The organism is Paenibacillus motobuensis (genome assembly GCF_039521865.1).
In the GTDB taxonomy this organism is placed as follows: domain Bacteria; phylum Bacillota; class Bacilli; order Paenibacillales; family Paenibacillaceae; genus Fontibacillus; species Fontibacillus motobuensis.
Map to the genome: position 1 here is coordinate 477642 of NZ_BAAACX010000007.1, position 19852 is coordinate 497493.

Sequence of the window (19852 nt, forward strand, 5' to 3'; positions counted from 1 at the left end):
AGATTGTCACTTATCTCCATTTTTCTTAGTAAGCCTTTTCTTTAGAATAAGCAACATAGACATACTAATCAAAGAAAGTGGGGGCATTACCTTATGAAGAAGAAGTTTCTTGCCATTTCATTCAGTTTAGTATTGTTGATGGGGCTTCTGTCGGCGTGCGGTGGCAACAAGGCGGCTGACAACGGGGCAAATGGTGCGGCAGGCGATGGCGGCAACGCGGATTCCTCTAAACCGGTGACCATTAACATGTTTACAGCTTCTCCAGAATACACAGACGCATTTAACGCTTACATTGAAGAATACAAAAAAGTAAAACCGAACGTAACGATTAACCTGGAAATTATGCAAGCTGACTATAACACGGTATTAAAATCGAAAATTGCTGCCGGTAGCACTCCTGACGTATTTCAAACAACTGCGGGCGGAGATATCGATACTTTTGCCGAATACAGCGCAGATTTGACCAATGAGCCGCTTGCGGCAGCTATGACAGATGCCATTCGTTCGAATATGAGTTCATCGGACGGCAAAGTGCTTGGCCTACCGGTCAAAGGTAATCTATTCGCACTTATCTATAACAAAGATCTCCTTGAAAAAGCAGGTATCCAAGAAGCACCTAAGACAACAGCTGAATTGGAAGACGCGGTTACAAAGCTGGAGGCTCAAGGCATCACTCCATTTGCCAACGCCTATAAAGAATGGTGGGTATGGAAGCACGTATTCCAGCATTTCGTGGATGCTGCAGCCCAGGATGCAAATATGAGCCCGAAAGAGCTTGTTGACAGCTTCATCGAAGGAAAGACAACCTTCAAAGAACATCCGATTCTGTCCGATAACTTCTTCAATTTCATAGATACGACAGTTAAGCATGGTACTGACAAGCCGCTAGAACGTGACAGCAACGCTGAGGTAAGTGATTTCGCTTCCGGAAAAGCCGCATTTATGACTGGTAAGGGCGCATGGGATGAAGAAGCAATTAAGAAAATCAATCCGGATTTCAATATCGGTATCGCTGGTTACCCTGTAAGTGATAAAGCGGATCAGGCTCTCATTATTACGGGTGCTGACCAAGCGCTACGCATTAATAAAGACTCGAAGGTTGCCAAGGAAACGATCGAATTCTTCAATTGGTTATATACTTCGGATTACGGTAAAGGCTGGTTCTCCAATGTAGCCAAAGTAATTCCTCCAATTAAGGATGCGCCGATGCCGCTTCTGGATATGCCTAAACAAATGGTTGAAATTCTGAAGACTCAGCCTTCTGGCGATTTGTCTATCAACTACTCACTGGATACGTTCCATCAAAAGTTCGGTGAACTTATGCAGGCTTATATTGGCGGAAATCAATCCAAAGAACAAACGATCGACGAAATTCAAAAAGCTTGGATTCAGCTTGGATCTGCGGAATAACACTTGCGAACCCTAATATTTCTATCCTTAACTCAGCATCTCGGTGCTGAGTTAAGTTATATATGGAGGCTGAAAGGAAAGGAAGTGCTGAAGCGATGAGTCAGCTGATTAAAATTGAAGAGAACGGGCTGAATCTGGTACTAGAGGTGACAGATAAGCTTGATATTTTATTATTGCATTTCGGTACGACGGCTTGGCGGGACGTTGAGAGTCAAGTAAATGGGTTGTCTGCTGCGTATAAAAGAGGGTTCCGTCTAATGGAATTGCAAATCACGGGAGAGGATCGCGATGAGTACCACGGAAGAACACATCGGGCGACGTATCCGGGCTTAAGGCTTCATTATGAGACGCATCGTGATTCTCGCAATGAGCACGGACGAAAGCTAGAGATTGTACTGAACGATCCTGTTACTTCTTTACAGGCGGTTCAACACTTTCAATTCTATAAAGATGTACCCATTGTCCGCTGTTGGGTGAAGCTGTGTAATAAAGGATCAGAACCAATCGATGTAGAATACGTTTCCTCCTTTGCGTTGACAGGAATTGATAAGGTAGGCAAGGAGGACAGGGATAGCAAAATGCTGTTATCGATCCCGCATCATGGTTGGCAGAGCGAATTGCAATGGCGGTCGTATTATCTGCCTGAGCTCGGCTTGTCGCATCTGATCGACAAAAGCTCCAAGCGCATCTCATGCAGTAATACTGGCTCTTGGTCCGCGGCGGAGCATGTTCCTATGGCTATTCTGGAGAATAATGAAGCCGGAACAAACCTGTTTTGGCAAATCGAACATAATGGATCATGGCATTGGGAAATTATCGATCAGTCTGATTTATTGACACTTTTGATCAGCGGACCGACCGAGCATGATAATCATTGGTGGATATCGCTGCAACCAGGAGAAGAGTTCGTCTCAGTGCCAGCTGCGGTGGGGGAGGTTCAAGGCTCTATCGATGAGGCCGCCCAGCAGTTAACACGTTACCGCCGCCTGATCCGGCGGCCGAATGAAGATAATCGTAATCTGAAGATCATCTTTAATGATTACATGAACTGCTTGTGGGGGGACCCGACGACGGAGAAGCTGCTTCCGCTAATCGATGCGGCTGCCGCTGTAGGCTGTGAATATTTCTGTATCGATGCCGGTTGGTATGCGCCTGGTGAATGGTGGGACGGTGTTGGCGAGTGGATGCCATCTGCAGAGCGGTTTCCAGAAGGAATTAAATATGTGCTGGATTATATCCGCAGCAAAGGAATGATCCCCGGTCTGTGGCTGGAGCTTGAAGTTATGGGCATCAACAGCCCGAAGTTAAAAGATACGGATGACAGCTGGTTCTTTCAGCGTCATGGAAAGAGAGTAAAGGATCGCAGTCGTTACCAGCTCGATTATCGCAACCCGCATGTCATTGCCCACGCTGATGAAGTCATTCGGAGACTTGTGGAGGATTACGGGGTAGGATATATCAAGATGGATTACAACATTAATGCGGGTATCGGTACGGAGAAGGATGCTGACAGTGTTGGCGATGGACTGCTTCAGCATAACCGTGCTTATTTGGCCTGGCTGGATCGTATTTTTGCACGCTATCCGGAGCTGGTAATTGAGAATTGCTCCAGCGGTGGAATGCGGATGGATTATGCTATGCTTAGCCGCCACAGCATTCAATCTACGAGTGATCAGGAGAATTATGTGAACTATGCGGCAATCGCTGCAGCATCACCTTCTGCACTCACTCCGGAACAGTCGGCAATCTGGTCGTACCCGCTCCGCGAAGGAGATGATGAGGAGGTTGTATTCAATATGGTGAACGCCCTGCTGCTGCGTGTTCATCAGAGCGGCCATCTGGCTGAGCTTAGCCCACGCCGGCGCGAACTGGTCAAGGAGGCGCTGGATTACTACAAGTCGATTCGCCACCATATCCCGCAGGCGCTGCCATTCTGGCCGCTCGGTCTGCCGAAGCAGCAGGATGAGTGGATCTGTCTCGGGCTTCGCCACGAAGACGCTATCTACCTGGGAGTTTGGCGCATCCATGGAGAATCGGCTGAAATCAGCCTATCGCTTCCACAACTGCAAGGTAAGAGGTTAGAAATTCGTTGTGCATATCCGCAAAGTTTTGATTGCAGCTGGAGATGGAGTGAGGGAGAAGGCCTTTTGAAGGTTACGCTGCCGGAGACGAAGACGGCGCGGCTGCTAGAAATAAAGCTGAAATAGAGTCGGACAGGCAACTATTAGTTCAGCTTATATATTAGCCATATCTGCAGCAACCCGAGCAGATATGGCTTTTTTTTAAGAAAAGCTGTTTGGTATATTAACGAATGATACAGAGGGAGGTATACTTATTTGATAGGATAAGGAGAGATGTACGCGCCAATTGGAGAGGAATGAACTTAAATGAGCTGTCAATTAAAGAACGATCATCTAATCGTAGATTTTGCTGAGCAAGGATTTTATCAAGGTAAGCGTTTTGATTGGAGCGGTTTTATTACGGGAGTGACCCTAAGGCAGGGGAATCATAGCTTCTGTGTGCCGGAGAGCCTTGTTCCCGGACTCGGAACAGGTGGCGCAGGGCTGTGCAATGAGTTTGGCATCGCCGATCCGATCGGATATGAGGATGCCGAGGTCGGTGAGTTGTTTCCCAAGCTGGGAGTGGGTCTGTTGACTCGGGTGGATGATGAGGCATATCAATTTCATAAAGAATATCCGGTGATTCCTTTTCAGCAGGAGGTTAAACAAGAAGGTTCGTCCAAGTTATGCTTTACGGTAATGCCGGAGGAGTGCCGCGGCTATGCAGTGCGACTGGAGAAGGAGATTCGCTTAGAAGACAACCGTTTGATAGTAGATTACAAATTGCATAATGAAGGCAGCAAGCCAATCTCTACGAAAGAATATAATCATAATTTTCTTGGGATTGATCAGCACGGGATTGGGCCTGGTTATACTTTGAAATTCCCGTTCGAGCTGGTTCCTGAAGTAGATGAAGAGGGATCGATGGATAGTCTATTATTCCAAGGCAGTGAAGTTAACTGGAGCGGTGCTCAGGATAGCTGGTTTTACTTTCGTTTGCAGGGGGAAGCCCAAGCTTATCATCCTCAGGGGTGGATCTGGGAGCTGTATAACCACGAGAGTCAGGCAGGAGTCAGAGAGATTAGCACATATCCGGTAGATTCTATCGCGGTATGGGGAGAGAAACATGTTATTTCGCCAGAAATATTTATTAAGTTGAATGTCGCTCCCGGCGAGAGTTATAGCTGGTCCAGAATCTATGAGTTTTTTACAAAATAAAATGATTATCGCTACATCTTGGTGAAGCGTTAATGTGTCAATTCTGCGAATTGGTGATATATCATGAAATATCAGCTTGCTGTAGAAAAGAATAGTTGCTATGATTATGCTTATCAAAAAACTACGCAGGTATAAGGGGAAATAGGAGAGGATGGGAGAAATGAGTAAGAGAGCTTATAATTTCAATGCCGGACCGGCTGCACTGCCGCTTGAGGTATTGGAACGCGCGCAAGCTGAATTTGTTGATTTTCATGGTACAGGAATGTCGATCATGGAGATGTCCCATCGCGGGGCTGTGTATGAAGGAGTTCATAATGAAGCGTCCAGCCGCCTGCTGCAATTGCTAGGCAATCCGCAAGGCTATAAAGTACTGTTCCTGCAAGGAGGGGCATCGACGCAGTTCGCGATGATTCCGATGAATCTCCTGACTGAAGGCAAGGTCGGGTCTTACGTGAAGACGGGAAGCTGGGCTAACAAGGCGATTAAGGAAGCGAAGCTGATCGGCGAGACATATGTGGCTGCTTCCTCTGAGGAAGACAAGTACATGTCCATTCCTGATCTTAGCAACCTCCAATTGCCAGACAATACGGCTTATCTGCATCTGACCTCCAATGAGACGATTGAAGGCACCCAGTTCACACAATATCCGGATACCGGCAGCGTGCCGCTGATTGCGGATATGTCGAGTGACATTCTGTGCCGTCCATTCGATCTGACTCAGTTCGGCATGGTGTATGCAGGGGCACAGAAGAATCTGGGTCCTTCCGGGGTAACGGTTGTCATTGCCCGTGAGGAGCTGATAAGCAATTCTCCTAAGCATCTGCCAAGCATGCTTCGTTATGATATTCAGGCGGACAACAATTCGCTCTATAATACACCTCCATCCTTCTCTATTTACATGGTGAATGAAGTATTGCGCTGGATTGAAGAACAAGGTGGACTGCAAGCGGTCGAGAAGAACAATCGCGCGAAGGCAGACCTGCTGTACAATGCGATCGACAATAGCGGCGGTTTCTTCCGTGGCTGTGCGGACAAAGAGAGCCGCTCTCTGATGAACGTGACGTTCCGCCTTGCTAATGAAGAGCTGGAGAAGCAGTTCATTAAGCAATCGGAGCAAGAGGGCTTTGTCGGACTCAAGGGCCACCGCAGTGTCGGCGGACTTCGCGCTTCGATCTACAATGCAGTGCCATATGACAGCATCAAGGCTCTTGTTGATTTTATGAACCATTTCCAACAGCAAAATGGCTAATACAGCATGAAATCTATCAACCTTCCGTTGCAAATGGCGACGGAGGGTTTTTCTTTTAATGAGAGTTCAAAAAATCCGGTTTTCAGCACCGAGAAGACCCGGTTGAATTCAAGATTCGATGCCGAGTTATCTTCTTGATTCACTTCGTGTTAGATAGAGAATTTATACGTTATCAGCGGAAGCTGATGAAATTCTATATCGCAAGAAAACTTACCTCTAAATCGCGGTCGCTCCCCTTTGAATTACCTCGTTAGAAGTTTTCTTATCAAAAGCGGACTTTTTGAACTACCTCTTTTAATATGATTATAATTTTAAAACCATTCTTATACTTTGGGAGCTAAACTGTTATAATAGGTGAGGACTACCCTTAGACAGCTATGGAAAGTACAGATTCTATTATTTGATGAGGTGTTAATCAGCATGGCATTGCATATCGTACTCGTGGAGCCGGAAATTCCGGCGAACACCGGGAATATAGCCAGAACTTGTGCGGCAACGGGGGCTCATCTGCATTTGGTGCGTCCGCTCGGCTTCCGTACAGATGATAAAACGATGAAACGGGCCGGTCTTGATTATTGGTATGCGGTAAATATTGAATATCATGACTCGTTCCAAGAAGTAGAAGAGAAATACGCGGGCAGCCGCTTCTTTTTTGCTACGACGAAGGCGAAGCAGTATTATACCGATCTTGAATTCCGTGATGGGGATTTTCTAGTGTTTGGTAAAGAGACCAAAGGGCTCTCGCCGGAGATTCTCGCGGCGCATCCGGATACATTAATGAAGATGCCGATGAGCGATAAAGTGCGCTCGCTTAACTTATCGAATTCGGCGGCAATTATTGTCTACGAGGCATTAAGACAGATTGGCTTCCCTGGAATGGAGTAAGCTCGCTTACGCGCTGTTTGATCACCGGGCCGCGCCCGCTAAATTGTCGATACTGATGTTAGATATTAGTCGGCGTGGTCAAATACATAACCTACTGCTAACCAGTTTCGGGATCGGAGTAACCAGGCGAAGCATTTTTACTGTCGAGATTAGCAGGAATCTGCAAAAAAATAGCGAAATATATATTATTAGATAGGTATTTCGTTCTATTTTTTACATAATAATTTTATGTTGGAGAGGTGTATCGTATCATGAAACCAGCTGGAGTGGTCCGAAAAGTGGATCAACTGGGGAGAATCGTATTGCCTAAGTCGCTGCGCAAAAGATATCAAATGAATGAGGGAGATCCTGTAGAAATCCTTGTACAGGGTGATCATATTATTCTGGAAAGATATCGCCCAAAATGTGTATTTTGCGGCTCTATGGACAATGTTAGCGACTTCAAGGAGCGCTCGATCTGCAATCAGTGCTTGGTCGAGATGAACCATTTGACCTAATTGTGTTTGTTCAAAAAGTTCGGTTTTCAGCACCGAAGCTTAGGCTACCGATGTGCGTTTTTTCAAAACGCTTCAATCGAAGAAAACCAACCTTTAAATCGCGGCCACCTATCCTTGAATAGCCTCGTTTGAGGTTTTCTTATCCAAAGCGGACTTTTTGAACAACCTCTAAATGTAATAAATAAGCTTCCCTATGAAGGGAAGCTTATTTATTACAGGCCTTTTGTTTTATCATCGTTATAGGATGCAGTAAGAATTCCGCACAGGAACATAGCCAGTACAATGGCAATAATCCAGAATGTTAATGAGAAAGACAAGGACGACACCTCCAGGTTAACATCTCTTGTTCCTATTATATCCATCTCTGCGGTAAAAATAAATCAAAATATGATATATTTCACAGACAGAATGAGATTACTGGTGAAGGGGTCTTTTTTGCTATTTAAAAAACAGAAAATGAGTAGGGACCGGACGAAGCTGCCCATCAGAGGGCTGATTCACAATTTTCCCGTTAACGACGAGTGAAGAAGAACCGCCGCCATCCAGATTGTAGGCGTCCTGCACGCCGAGCTTGTACAATCTGGTCTGAATCTCCTCCAGGGTCGCTCCAGACCCGCCGTTCTCGTTATATCCGTCCACGACGATAATAAGCAGCTGATCGTCTTTATAATTACCGATGACGGTGCGCGGAGCCCGCAAGGGCGAGGTTTTCCATTTGTCAGGAATCTGCTTCTTCTGTCCATTCTTAAGCAGAACCGGTACGAAGGAAGCGCCAAATTCCGGATGAAGCCGGTCCAGCTCCTCTTGCGACGAGAACTGCCCACCGATCAATTTGCCAGATTTGTTCAATCCTACGAAGAAGAGATCCTTGTAGCTGGGCTCAAATCCGCCCAAATATTTGCCGTCCAGTACGGTTGTACTTAGCGGGAAACGTCCCTTCTTGGAGTCAGCGAACCCGCCGGCATTAATTCCTGCGACCGCTCCATAACGTTTGGCTGCAGCGAGTGTCGTCTCAGAACTGCCTAGTTTGTCCTTGCCCAGGGTCATTCGCATCGCTTCCGGCGATTTCAGCTTGATCTTCATGGCATAGCCATGATAAGTACCCGGGTTGACGGTGAACAGCTCAAGCCTGATACGGTCGGATTCCACAGTCTTGTATGGAGAACCCAGCTTGCTCGTAATTTTGTTGTTGTAGATCGTTTCAGGCTGTTTGGCAGCTTTCTGCGACGATTGCACAATTTTCGACATGGTCGATGTCGTCTTATTGTACAGCTCAGCTGTCTTCTTAATGGAAGATATCGTTGTCTGGGCTGCTTCCTTTGCCTGATCCAACTGGCCGGAAATGGCTGCAGCGGTGGCAGGGATATCTGTGCTGACTGTAAATGGCACAGGTTTCTGTTGAACATGCAGACTAGTTCCGCTGATCAGCATGGCGATAAGAAGTCCAAGAAAAGGACCCGTCACTAATAAAAAGAAGCGATTGATTTGTTTATGTGACGTCATCATTTTAACAGATCCATCTTCTTCTGCAGCGCGGCAAGCTGCTCTTTGACTTCATTCAGCTGGGAGTACAGCTTATTGCTGTTATCCGTCTTATTGCTGGAATTATCCTTCGTGAAGGTCAGTAGCTCATTGAAGGCTTCTACCTTGCTGTTAAGCTCCTGAATCTCAGCGGAAAGAGCGGATAGCTGGGTCGTGTAATCCGTCTTCATCGCTTCCGTGCGGGTTTGTATCTCCAGGTTCATCTGTACGATCATCGAATCTTTCAAATGATTGCTGTATAAGTAAGCGGCAGTTACGCCGAGGGCGATAAGAAGAATCCAGATTAATAGAATCATCTTAACGGAAGGCCGGCGCTTCTTTCTGCTTGGGACGCTATCTGACATAGGCTCCGTGGAGTAATGCATCATATCACCTCTAGTTTTTATTTCCAAGATTACATTCTATCATGTGGTATCGTTTCTCGCAAAACGTAATATTTCTAATAGTGCATGTTCGAAAAGTATGATTTTCAGCACCAAAGCTTATGCTTCCGATGTGTATTCTGTAACGGACACCTAAATGCTGCGAACATAGCAAAAAGAGACATTTTCACTAAATAGCCTGCAGCTATGTCCCTTAGATATGAGAATTTTCGAAATTATCCTCCTAAGCGACCGTGTTGTCGTTAAATGATCATTGTGTCTACCGTTACCCGTTTCGAATCGATGTCACTAAAATGCATAAATAAGAATACTACTCGCCTGTCCGAGCATCGGATTCTTGAGGTCAAATACGGGGTGATCGGAGTGCAGTCGCTCATCCTCGATGGCCTTGATCAGGTTTGCTGATCAAATGAGAGACTTGTTGATAATCTCTAGTAGAAGAAAAAAGGTAACAATAGATTTGCTGCTACAATTTGTCCTCAGGTACAATCGCCGTAAGGCGATGATTCGGAAGGGGAGGAATGGATATGGAGGGTTGGCTTAAGGAGACGATCGGGCGTCTGCCGGACATATTCCGCAGCGATGTCGAAGGTTTGATTCGTGACGGAGATTTTATATCCTTTGCTGGGAGTTATGTTGGGGAGTTGTCTTCACTGAGCGGTCCTCTGGCGAGGATTGCGGATGAGTTAGGATTATCGGGAAGGAGAAAGAAGGATGCTGGACGAGAACCGGGGACAGAGCGCCGTCAGAGAAACGGGGCTGCTAATGATCATGGAGCCGCCAGAGAGGGTGAGACCGAAGAAGCGGTAAAGTTGGGATCAGATAAGACTAGTGAGGTCGATGAAACGATAAAGGCGCGGACGAATGAGACTGACCAGATCGATGAAGCAACGAAGTTAAAGGCTAAGGCTTCGGAGCGGCTGCGGGAGTGGCTGGCCTCCGCTTATCGGCAAGCGGAGGGTGGGGAGAGAGCAGCAGAGGCGGGGGACCGCCTGCTGCTGGCGGACAGTGCAGCAGGCGCGCTGGAGCTTGCGATCCGCGCACTACTGCTGCCGGGCGACGCGGTGCTGGTGGAGTCGCCCAGCTCGCCGGAGGCGCTGTGGGCGCTGCGCCGCCGCGGTGCGGTCCTTGTCCCGGTCCAGTGTGACCGGGACGGCATGCTGCCGGACGACCTGCGGCGTCAACTCCGCGCGGCGAAGCCAGCGCTGGTGTACGTAACGCCGCTGCACAGCACCACGCCGTCCGGCGCGGTGTGGAGCCAGCAGCGCATGCTTGCGCTGCTGGAGCAGTGCGATCGGCACCGTGTGCCGATCGTCGAGGACGGCACCGCCTGCGGGGTGCCGGGGTTCGCACACGCCGCCGGGCGTGGCGGCGAGGATGGCCCGGTAACGGCCCCGGAGGGGGGCCAGGTTACCGGAGGGGCTGGGCCGGCGCCTGCCAGGCCGCAAGGCGCAGGCGTGCCCGGTCCGGGCACCGCATCGATCCGGGCAGCGTCCGACTCCATCTTCTCCTTATGGCTTAGCCAAGCCAAATGGAGAAGAACGAGCGTCGTCTTGCTGGATTCGTTCGAGCGGGCCATGTTCCCATCGCTGCCGCTGGCCTGGCTGCGCGGCAATACGGCGATGCTCGCCAGGCTCGCCGCCGCCCGTACCGAAGAAGCTGGGCTTGCCCCTGCTTCTAATCAGACCTGCCTTATGCTCTACAAGCTACTGACAGATGATCGCTTCTCATTATCAGAGCATACTGCGGCGGTATTGGATGAATTAAATACCCGACGGATATATATGAAGGAGCTGCTTACAGGAAGAGAGTGGAGGAAGGCCGAGGTTCATGATCCGGGCAGCGGATTATTTCTGTGGGTACGGCTTCCCGAAGGAATCGTCTCAGAGGCGCTGTTGAAGGCCTCCATGCTAGAAGGTGTGGCATTTACACCGGGCATACGGTGCTATGCCGCCGCTTCAGAGAAATTGAAACAGTCCCCGATCATGGAAGGGGACTGGATTCGGTTGAATTCTGCAGCTTATCCGGCAATGGGAATTGCCGAGGGAATAGCGCGTATTGAAGACGCCCTAGCCGAGTTCACGGCCAGGAGTTAGAGACAAAAATGAAACAACCCCATGCTGGATTGCATGCGGTGAGAGGCAGGAATGGGAGGCAAAATTCCTGCTGAAGGGGAGGGGGTGACTACGCGTCTACTCCTCCACAGAAGGAGCGGCATTACGCCATGCCTCGATGATGTGACCGTATTGCTTCAAACCATGCTCGCCCTCAGAGGTCAAGACATAACGTCCGCGCGAGACTCTGCGGAACCAGAGATAGTAGTTCTTCTGCAGAATCCCTGCAGTCTGACCGATGCCGCTCAGCAGCTTAATGTCTTTGGGGGCCATCTCTCCGCCTTCCTGCAGGACCATCGCGATACGCAGCGCTTTCTCGCGGTACGCGGTCATCAGCTTCGTGCCATGGCTGCCGCCTACGTTATAATCGCCGCTTCTTTCATTAAATTCATACTGCAAGCGGGCGGCCCGGGCCTTAACGATCCTTTGCGAAGGCGCGGGCAGATGATCCCCAGGCATACAGTGAATCTCAACAAAGGGCTTCTTCGTCTTGTACTGCGTAATCGTTATGAAGCCAAGACCGAGTCTGCGGCACAGGTTCGTAATTTCGCTCCAGCGCTGATTATGCGCTCCCTTCTTGGCTCGCGCTCGCTCTACAGCCAAATATACCTCGCCGCTGAGCTTCTGACGCTCCAACCCTTGCAGGAGAAGGGGCAGATTGAAGCTCTTCTTCATTTCTACGATTAACGGCTCATCGCTCTCTGGGCGGTATCCGACCAGATCACAATGCCGTACCTCGCTTTTTATTTCATATCCCCGCTCCTCAAAAAAGGCCTTCAGCGGAGCATACAATTCCGTCTCATGCTTGACTGCCATGCCCTATCTCCCTCTACTTCCAAGATTTATACGCTAACGAAACTGGGAAACGTTATTGTCGCTAGAAAGCTCTGATTTAAATTCTAACGAAACACAGACACGTTATTAGGAGAAAATATGGCCAAAGTGCCGTCATTTTTACTAAATAGCGATACCTAGTTTCGTTAGAATTTCGAATGACCTGTTTTAGCACAAATAGCGGTACCTAGTTTCGTTGGATTATCTATCGATCCGTTTTATGCCAGCCTGCTGCGTTACGTTAGGCCATTCGACTCCATTTTATCGGAGGTGCGTGAACAGAAATCCCTGTCCATTAGGCAAAGATCGTCGAAAGGTTTGGTGCACTCCCCATTTACTCAATCTATCGCAAATGCTGTCGCCATGACTTCAGCGATCCACCGATGGTTAGGTCCAGCTTATAACCCAAATTATAGCACAGCCTGAAATTCTCCTCGATGATATGCATGATGTAAGCATTAAAGTGTACTATTCCGACTGGAATAATTAATAAGGATAAAAAAGGTCAACTTCTTGCTTGTTTCCGCATAGGTATGTAATACACTTTTTCTAATTGAGTCAGGTGTAGAGAATTCACTAAATAAATGATGATGCTGCAGGTTATTCCATTGCTGGTCAGGATCAAAGGGACGGGGAGACCCCAAGCGGAGTACAGGAGGTACCGAACATGGACATTTTTGAACGTATAGCGGCTTACCGGGCGGAAAGCGATGCTTTAACATGGAACGGAACATTTAAGGACTATGTCGCTCTGCTCGCTGAGGATCCTTCACCTGCCATGACGGCCCATGCCCGGGTGTATGAAATGATTGAGTCTTACGGCGTGGAAGAGCTGAATGGCCGGAAAAAGTATAAGTTCTTTGAACAGGAAATCTTCGGACTGGATCGGGCTGTGGAGAAGCTGGTAGAGGAGTACTTCCATTCCGCGGCCAGAAGGCTTGATGTCCGCAAACGCATCTTGCTGTTAATGGGTCCGGTGAGCGGGGGCAAATCGACGATTGTTACGATGCTCAAGCGCGGTCTAGAGCAATTCTCTCGTACACAACGCGGTGCAGTCTACGCAATCTCCGGCTGCCCGATGCATGAGGAGCCGTTGCATCTCGTTCCTCATGAACTGCGCCCGGAGGTGGAGAAGGCGCTTCAAGTTAGAATCGAGGGGAACCTCTGCCCGGTCTGCCAGATGAGACTTCGTACAGAGTTTGATGGAGATATCGAGAAGGTGCCGGTAGAGAGGGTGCTGTTATCTGAGGAAGGGCGGATCGGGATTGGCACATTCAGTCCTTCGGACCCGAAATCACAGGATATCGCTGACTTGACAGGAAGCATCGATTTCTCGACGATCACGGAATTTGGCTCTGAATCCGATCCACGAGCTTACCGTTTTGACGGTGAATTGAATAAAGCAAACCGCGGTCTGATGGAGTTCCAGGAGATGTTGAAATGCGATGAGAAGTTCCTCTGGAACCTGTTGTCCTTAACACAGGAAGGTAATTTCAAAGCGGGAAGATTTGCCTTGATATCAGCCGATGAGCTCATCGTAGCGCATACTAACGAATCGGAATATAAATCCTTCATCGCGAACAAGAAGAATGAGGCGCTGCAATCGCGGATGATCATCATGCCAATCCCGTATAACCTGAAAGTATCGCAAGAGGAGAAAATCTACGCCAAGCTGATCGGCCAGAGCGATATGGGACATGTGCATATTGCTCCGCATGCTCTGCGCTCCGCGGCGGTCTTCTCTATACTGACTCGTCTGAAGGAGACGAAGAAGCAAGGCGTCGATCTCATTAAGAAAATGCGCCTCTACGATGGGGAAGAGGTAGAGGGCTATAAAGATGCGGATTTAAAAGAACTGCAGAATGAGTATTTGGAGGAAGGGATGTCCGGGGTCGATCCGCGTTATGTTATTAACCGGATATCCAGCGCCTTGATCAAGCAGGATATTAGGTGCATGGGTGCGCTTGATATTCTTCGGGCGATTAAGGATGGACTGGATCAGCATGCTTCGATTACGAAGGAGGAACGCGATAGATACTTGAACTTCATCAGCATTGCTCGCAAGGAGTATGACGAGATCGCGAAAAAGGAAGTACAGAAGGCGTTCGTCTATTCTTTCGAAGAGTCGGCCAAGACACTGTTCGAGAATTATCTCGACAATATCGAAGCGTTCTGCAACTGGACGAAGCGGCGCGATCCGCTTACGGATGAGGAGCTTGATCCGGATGAGCGGCTGATGCGTTCCATTGAAGAGCAAATCGGTATTTCTGAAAATGCCAAAAAAGCGTTCCGTGAAGAGATCTTGATTCGCATCTCCGCTTACTCCCGTAAAGGCCGCAAATTCGATTACAATCATCATGATCGGCTGCGTGAAGCGATCGAGAAGAAGCTGTTCGCTGATCTGAAGGATATCGTCAAGATAACGACCTCGACCAAGACACCGGATGAGAGTCAGTTAAAACGCATCAATGAAGTCAGCAAGCGCTTGATTGATGAGCATGGCTATTGCCCTGTATGCGCGAATGAGCTGCTGCGCTATGTGGGGAGCCTGTTGAACCGTTAGATTATCCCGCTATCAGGAGCAGGAGACATGACTGGGGGTATGGGCTTTCTGCTTCTATAGGAAGATAAGCTTATCTTATGGATTATAGTCTGCCACTGGATAGTGGCGGGCTTCTTTTTTTGCGATAAGAAGGGGGGATTTTATAGCAACATAGCTGCTGCTTTATGAGCCAATGCACAGTGAAATCAGCCAAAGACGTTATCATTTGTATATTTATTCGTTTTCTGAAAATGGCTTAACAAATCATAATATTTCCACTACAATGAAATAGCAGGCTTGTTCGGCTAAATGGTTCGGAGCACAGTACAATCCATATTGAGAAGAAGAGCGTACCCTTGCCGCGGTGCGCTCTTTCCAATTTATTACGGACCGGCCGGAACTACATGATTTTAGCGCGAGTGGTAACACCATACATACTCACAAGAAGGGGCTTACTTCATGAAAAAGAGAATAACCGATATTGCAACTATCATCTTGGGCGCTTTAATTTTTGCATTGGATGTGAATCTGTTTGTTATTCCTAATGATTTTGGCGAGGGGGGAGTTACCGGGGTCACCATCATTCTGTACTACTTATTCCAATGGTCTCCTGGTCTTGTTAACTTCATATTTAATTCTATACTACTGGTGGTCGGGTACAAATTCCTGGATAAGCAGACAACTATATATACAATTATCGCTGTCGTATTTAATTCTCTCTTCTTGTATCTTACAGAGGGCTGGAGCATCGCATCCCATGATTTGATGCTGAATGCTGTCTTCGGCGGCGTATTTGCCGGGGTGGGTATCGGGCTCATTATTAAGGTTGGCGGAACGACAGCAGGATCGACGATTCTCGCACGGCTCATGAATAAGTATCTGGATTGGAATGTAAGCTATGCTTTGCTGTTCTTCGATTTGATCGTTGTGTTTGCATCCTTGTTCATTATTGGTGTTCAGAGCCTGATGTTCACCATTGTGATGCTGTTTATCGGTACTAAGGTGATGGATTTCATCATTGAAGGCTTGAATCCGAGAAAAGCGGTGATGATCGTATCCAAGGAGCAGAACAGAATCGCGGAGCAGGTGAATGTTCTGATGGAGCGGGGCGTGACTGTGCTTCACGGACATGGCTTCTATACGAAGCTACCGCAGGAAATTTTATATATTGTCATTAATAAGCAAGAGATCAGTCAACTGAAGAAGATCGTGAAGGCGATCGACACGAATGCATTTATTACCATCCATGATGTACGCGATGTGTTCGGGGAAGGATTTATGGAGCTGTCAAAATAGACGGCTCTTTTTTTGTAGAATATTAACCCCTTATTAGAAGATTTTCTACCTCACTTCCAGGTAGAGAGGGGTTAATATAGAGGTGATTACACATCTTGGGAGGTGCTTCATGAGGATCATTGTGGAAGATACGGAAGAACAGTTTCATATTGCGGCTGCACTTGAAGTTACAAAGCAAGTTGTAGCGAAGCCTGAGAGCGTAATTACATTTGCAGGAGGCGAGACTACGGTTGGGGTTCATCGGGAGTTGGCCCAGTTGTGTCGTCAATGGCGTATTGATTTCTCAAAAATGAAGGCGTTTACACTGGATGAGTATGTCGGTCTATCTCCAGATGATCCGCGAAGTGTCAGCTATCGGATTCGTCATCAGGTACTGAACCCTATCGGCGTGCAGAGCGACCATATTTATATGCCGGACAGCATGGCCGAAGATCTGCAGCAGGCTTGTAGTACCTACGATAGACTTCTTGATGAGTATCCTGTTGATCTTGAGATTCTCGGGATCGGGAGCAATGGTCATATTGGATTTAATGAGCCGGGGACCCCTTTCCATCTGGATACACATGTAATTCATCTAGCCAGTCGCACGACTCAGGATAAGGCCGGATTCTTCGGCGCAGTCGGCAGCGTACCCGAACAAGGGATTACCGTAGGAATCCGACGGATTATGAGATCGAAGCAGATTCTGCTCCTGGCAAAAGGGAAGGGCAAGTCCGAGATCATTAGGCGGGCCTTACTGGGGCCGATAACTACGGATGTCCCAGCTTCTGTTCTGCAACTGCATCCTAGCCTGACGATTATTATGGACAAGGCAGCAGCTGAGCTACTGTAGTCACGATTCAGATCCAGGGATAAATAGAAAGGAGATCTAGCCAAATGCGTGTTGATGAGCCAGTAACTGTAGGAATTGATATTGGTGCGACGAAAATATTGATCGGGTCGGTAACGCGTCAGGGTGATATTATTCATCATGCCAGATACGGGATCGATCTTAGCACAGAGTCCTCGCTGAAGGGTAGTATCTATCGTTCCATTGCGGATTATATCCATGGACGCCGTGAAGAGAATATGTCTGTAAATATCGGAATTGGAGTGTTTGGCCACGTTGATTTTGAACAGGGGGATTGGCTTGGGACAATGAGGGTGCCCGGGATGGAAATGATTCGCTTCAGGGATGATCTGAAGCAACGTTACGGAATGAATGTAGCGATCGATAATGATGTACATACGGCGGCTCTGGCTGAGCTTCATCTCGGCAAAGGCCGGGAGTATCGCCATTTTCTATATGTTAATATCGGCACTGGAATTGCCGCGGGGATCATTAGTGACGGCAGGCTGATTAGGGGAGCCTCCAATTATGCCGGAGAGATTGGTCATACCTTCGTCGGACGTGATATGGAGCAGTGTATGTGTGGAAGTAGCTGGTGTCTGGAATCTGCCGCATCAGGAGACGGAATGATCAAACGGGCAATCCGCTGGATTAGCGACTATCCGAAATCGAGACTGGCCCCTCTCATTCAATCAGGTGGTATTACTTCCGTGGATATTTTTAGAGAGGCGCGTAAGGGAGATCCACTATCGATGAAGATACATAAAGAGTTCATCTGGTCGATCGGGATCGGGCTGGTTAACCTGGTGAATATCCTCAACCCAGAAGCGATTATTCTTGGCGGTGGAGTGATGAGGGATAGCTGGCTGTTGAAGGAGCTTAGTGATTTTATATATCAGAATACGATCGGGGTGTCGAGGAGAGGGCTGAAAGAGATATCACTCACCGAGCTCGGTCCACAGGTGACCGGATTGCTCGGAGCGGCCTGTCTGGCATGGGACTATGAGAAGATTGGGTAACTACGTATATTTTCCCCGAATGCCTCATTCGGACAAACATGATTCCAACTAATAAATGATGTGAGTAGCTTAGGGAGAGAGGACAATGGCTGGATGAAAATATTAATTAATCATATCGGATATGAGCGAAAGGGAACTAAGCATGCTGTCATCATGGGCGACAGCACCGATGAGGTCAGCAGCTTCCGGGTTGTGGATCAGGCGAGCGGGCAGACGGTCTATTCAGGAAGTGCTCAGCGCTGTGGAACGGTGGATAGATGGAGGGATTGGCACTTCTGGACGGCTGATTTTGATGCGTTGCAGGCCGCGGGGCGATATGTAATCGAATGTGATACGACACAGGGCGTCATTCGTTCCTATGATTTTGCTGTAGAAGATAATTTGCTTGGGAAGCAAAGTCTATCGGATGTCATCTTCTACTTCAAAGCTCAGCGGTGCAGCGGAGATTTTGACCGGGCTGACCGGAATATCCCGTTCGCTGGGGAGCGGGAAGGACAGTATGACTTGCACGGGGGTTGGTACGATGCGACCGGGGATTACGGCAAGCATCTATCACATCTGTCGCATGCGACTTATTTCAATCCGCAGCAAGGTTCCTTTACGGCCTGGGTTCTGTTCAAGGCGCATGAGCTGCTCGAGGAATCGGGAAATCGGCATTATTACCAATTCAAGCGCAGACTTCTAGATGAAGCGATCTATGGTGCGGATTATATGTTCCGGATGAGGGCGCCCTCGGGCAGCTTCTTCCGCTCGGTTAGACGCAGCGGAGAGTTCATGAAGGCGGAGGACCGGAGGATCTCGTTCCTGTACAAGAACTCTTCTTCCCAGTTCGGAGCTGCGGCAACGGCGGATGTTGAAGTGATTACCGAGGAGTCTTATGAGACAGGATTCCGTCAAGGCGCTGGATTTGCCATCGCTGCGCTGGCTGCTGCGAGCCGGCACGCCTACCCTGGAGACTATTCGCGCGAGCAATATTTACAGGCAGCCCGTGAGTCGTATGAATATCTTGCAGAGAATAATGCCAAGTATTTGAATGATGGCAAACCGAATCTGTTGGATGAATATTGTATATTAACCGCATTAGTTGAATTGTACCAGGCCTCCCTGGATCCAGATTATCTGAAACAAGCAGGCGAGAGCGCCGAGCGCTTAATCGGTTATTTACAGCCAAGTGCAGAATGGGGCTGCTATTGGAGTGCCAATGAGGAGGGACGCCCGTTCTTCCATGCTTCAGATGCCGGCCTTCCGGTAGTATCGCTGCTGAATTATTTGCAGATTGAGAAGAATTCGTCACGCCGTAGCAAGGTAATGGAAGCGGCCCTTCGGGTCATGGAATCTGAATTGAGGATTACCGCAGAGGGTGTCAATCCATTCGGGCTGGCGAGACAATGGGTACAGAGCAGTGATGGACGACGATATACTTCTTATTTCCTGCCTCACCAGACAGAGGTCTCACCTTGGTGGCAAGGGGAGAACGCACGCCTTGCGTCTTTAGCTGTAGCAGCCAGACTGCTGGCCAAGCAGTTGACCGAAGCGAAGGATGCTGAGTTTAAGGAAAAGCTGTTAGCTTATGCCGACGCCCAGTTGAGCTGGATTCTTGGACTTAATCCATTTGACAGCTGCATGCTGCAGGGCTCCGGGCGGAACAATCCGCAGTACCATTTTGTGAATGGGTTCGACTATATGAACTGTCCGGGGGGAATCTGCAATGGCATTACCTCTGGATTAACTGATGAAGAAGACATTGAATTGTTCGTCAGATCCGAGCCCGGTGTCGTTGACGACAATTGGCGCTGGGCCGAGCAGTGGCTGCCGCATGCTTCATGGTATATGTATGCGGTTGTGCTTGGCGACCTATCGGATTCCGAAGATCAGTAAGCGAGTCAATTTGGGAACATATAGACTAGATCATGTATAAACCACTGGACTGAGGCTCCGGTGGTTTTATTTGTTATAGCTGCTCTACTCTATTTC

The 19852-nt window shown here is 48.4% G+C and carries 15 protein-coding genes; 12 read left to right on the forward strand and 3 right to left on the reverse strand.

Annotation, left to right across the window (positions count from 1 at the left end; all coding sequences use genetic code 11):
* Nucleotides 1-93 precede the first annotated feature (93 nt).
* The 6 genes from ABD014_RS07335 (at nt 94) to ABD014_RS07360 (ending at nt 7319) form a co-directional block, all read left to right on the forward strand.
* Nucleotides 94-1410, forward strand: a complete 1317-nt coding sequence (locus tag ABD014_RS07335; protein WP_343859299.1) for an ABC transporter substrate-binding protein — start codon at nt 94-96, stop codon at nt 1408-1410.
* A gap of 95 nt (nt 1411-1505) precedes the next feature.
* The gene (locus tag ABD014_RS07340) at nt 1506-3617 is read left to right on the forward strand and encodes a glycoside hydrolase family 36 protein (protein WP_343859302.1); all 2112 of its coding nucleotides are present in this window, start codon (nt 1506-1508) and stop codon (nt 3615-3617) included.
* Between the two features lie 180 nt (nt 3618-3797).
* A complete protein-coding gene (locus tag ABD014_RS07345) occupies nt 3798-4688 on the forward strand; it encodes a hypothetical protein (protein WP_343859305.1) in 891 nt (296 codons plus the stop codon).
* 160 nt (nt 4689-4848) lie between these two features.
* A complete protein-coding gene (gene serC, locus ABD014_RS07350; protein ID WP_343859308.1) occupies nt 4849-5937 on the forward strand; it encodes a 3-phosphoserine/phosphohydroxythreonine transaminase in 1089 nt (362 codons plus the stop codon).
* A 420-nt stretch (nt 5938-6357) separates the two neighbouring features.
* Nucleotides 6358-6822 (forward strand): tRNA (uridine(34)/cytosine(34)/5-carboxymethylaminomethyluridine(34)-2'-O)-methyltransferase TrmL, encoded by a 465-nt coding sequence (gene trmL, locus ABD014_RS07355; protein WP_127001502.1) that lies wholly within the window; start codon nt 6358-6360, stop codon nt 6820-6822.
* A gap of 251 nt (nt 6823-7073) precedes the next feature.
* Complete coding sequence (locus tag ABD014_RS07360; RefSeq protein ID WP_068780187.1) at nt 7074-7319, forward strand: AbrB/MazE/SpoVT family DNA-binding domain-containing protein; 246 nt, start codon at nt 7074-7076, stop codon at nt 7317-7319.
* A gap of 438 nt (nt 7320-7757) precedes the next feature.
* Here ABD014_RS07360 and ABD014_RS07365 read toward each other — a convergent pair whose 3' ends face one another.
* Entirely contained in the window at nt 7758-8825 is a 1068-nt protein-coding gene (locus ABD014_RS07365) for a phosphodiester glycosidase family protein (protein WP_343859313.1), read from the reverse strand.
* Nucleotides 8822-9226 (reverse strand): hypothetical protein, encoded by a 405-nt coding sequence (locus tag ABD014_RS07370; RefSeq protein WP_343859741.1) that lies wholly within the window; start codon nt 9224-9226, stop codon nt 8822-8824. The genes ABD014_RS07365 and ABD014_RS07370 overlap by 4 nt, the downstream gene beginning before the upstream one ends.
* Nucleotides 9227-9771: 545 nt before the next feature.
* On the opposite strand from ABD014_RS07370, the gene ABD014_RS07375 reads away from it, so the two are divergent.
* A complete protein-coding gene (locus tag ABD014_RS07375) occupies nt 9772-11340 on the forward strand; it encodes an aminotransferase class I/II-fold pyridoxal phosphate-dependent enzyme (RefSeq protein WP_343859316.1) in 1569 nt (522 codons plus the stop codon).
* 96 nt (nt 11341-11436) lie between these two features.
* Here the strand turns inward: ABD014_RS07375 and ABD014_RS07380 are convergent, their stop codons facing one another.
* Nucleotides 11437-12174 carry a DUF2161 domain-containing phosphodiesterase gene (locus tag ABD014_RS07380; RefSeq protein WP_343859319.1) on the reverse strand — a complete coding sequence of 246 codons (738 nt, stop codon included), beginning with the start codon at nt 12172-12174 and terminating at the stop codon, nt 11437-11439.
* Between the two features lie 685 nt (nt 12175-12859).
* Between ABD014_RS07380 and ABD014_RS07385 the strand changes: the two genes are divergently transcribed.
* The 5 genes from ABD014_RS07385 (at nt 12860) to ABD014_RS07405 (ending at nt 19756) form a co-directional block, all read left to right on the forward strand.
* Nucleotides 12860-14755, forward strand: coding sequence for a PrkA family serine protein kinase (locus ABD014_RS07385; protein WP_343859322.1), 1896 nt, complete (start codon nt 12860-12862; stop codon nt 14753-14755).
* A gap of 438 nt (nt 14756-15193) precedes the next feature.
* On the forward strand, nt 15194-16030 hold the full coding sequence (locus ABD014_RS07390; protein WP_343859326.1) for a YitT family protein: 837 nt from the start codon (nt 15194-15196) through the stop codon (nt 16028-16030).
* A 109-nt stretch (nt 16031-16139) separates the two neighbouring features.
* Nucleotides 16140-16862 (forward strand): 6-phosphogluconolactonase, encoded by a 723-nt coding sequence (locus ABD014_RS07395; RefSeq protein WP_343859329.1) that lies wholly within the window; start codon nt 16140-16142, stop codon nt 16860-16862.
* Nucleotides 16863-16906: 44 nt separating this feature from the next.
* Entirely contained in the window at nt 16907-17878 is a 972-nt protein-coding gene (locus tag ABD014_RS07400; protein WP_343859332.1) for an ROK family protein, read from the forward strand.
* A 93-nt stretch (nt 17879-17971) separates the two neighbouring features.
* Entirely contained in the window at nt 17972-19756 is a 1785-nt protein-coding gene (locus ABD014_RS07405; protein ID WP_343859335.1) for a glycoside hydrolase family 9 protein, read from the forward strand.
* The last annotated feature ends 96 nt before the right edge of the window (nt 19757-19852 follow it).

Bases quoted from the DNA above. Each gene is read 5' to 3' on its own strand.
- ABD014_RS07365 (WP_343859313.1), bottom strand. From the start codon at position 8,825: ATGATGACGTCACATAAACAAATCAATCGCTTCTTTTTATTAGTGACG.
- trmL (WP_127001502.1), top strand. From the start codon at position 6,358: ATGGCATTGCATATCGTACTCGTGGAGCCGGAAATTCCGGCGAACACC.
- ABD014_RS07345 (WP_343859305.1), top strand. From the start codon at position 3,798: ATGAGCTGTCAATTAAAGAACGATCATCTAATCGTAGATTTTGCTGAG.
- ABD014_RS07400 (WP_343859332.1), top strand. From the start codon at position 16,907: ATGCGTGTTGATGAGCCAGTAACTGTAGGAATTGATATTGGTGCGACG.
- ABD014_RS07385 (WP_343859322.1), top strand. From the start codon at position 12,860: ATGGACATTTTTGAACGTATAGCGGCTTACCGGGCGGAAAGCGATGCT.
- ABD014_RS07375 (WP_343859316.1), top strand. From the start codon at position 9,772: ATGGAGGGTTGGCTTAAGGAGACGATCGGGCGTCTGCCGGACATATTC.
- ABD014_RS07390 (WP_343859326.1), top strand. From the start codon at position 15,194: ATGAAAAAGAGAATAACCGATATTGCAACTATCATCTTGGGCGCTTTA.
- ABD014_RS07395 (WP_343859329.1), top strand. From the start codon at position 16,140: ATGAGGATCATTGTGGAAGATACGGAAGAACAGTTTCATATTGCGGCT.
- ABD014_RS07380 (WP_343859319.1), bottom strand. From the start codon at position 12,174: ATGGCAGTCAAGCATGAGACGGAATTGTATGCTCCGCTGAAGGCCTTT.
- ABD014_RS07360 (WP_068780187.1), top strand. From the start codon at position 7,074: ATGAAACCAGCTGGAGTGGTCCGAAAAGTGGATCAACTGGGGAGAATC.
- serC (WP_343859308.1), top strand. From the start codon at position 4,849: ATGAGTAAGAGAGCTTATAATTTCAATGCCGGACCGGCTGCACTGCCG.
- ABD014_RS07405 (WP_343859335.1), top strand. From the start codon at position 17,972: ATGAAAATATTAATTAATCATATCGGATATGAGCGAAAGGGAACTAAG.
- ABD014_RS07370 (WP_343859741.1), bottom strand. From the start codon at position 9,226: ATGCATTACTCCACGGAGCCTATGTCAGATAGCGTCCCAAGCAGAAAG.
- ABD014_RS07335 (WP_343859299.1), top strand. From the start codon at position 94: ATGAAGAAGAAGTTTCTTGCCATTTCATTCAGTTTAGTATTGTTGATG.
- ABD014_RS07340 (WP_343859302.1), top strand. From the start codon at position 1,506: ATGAGTCAGCTGATTAAAATTGAAGAGAACGGGCTGAATCTGGTACTA.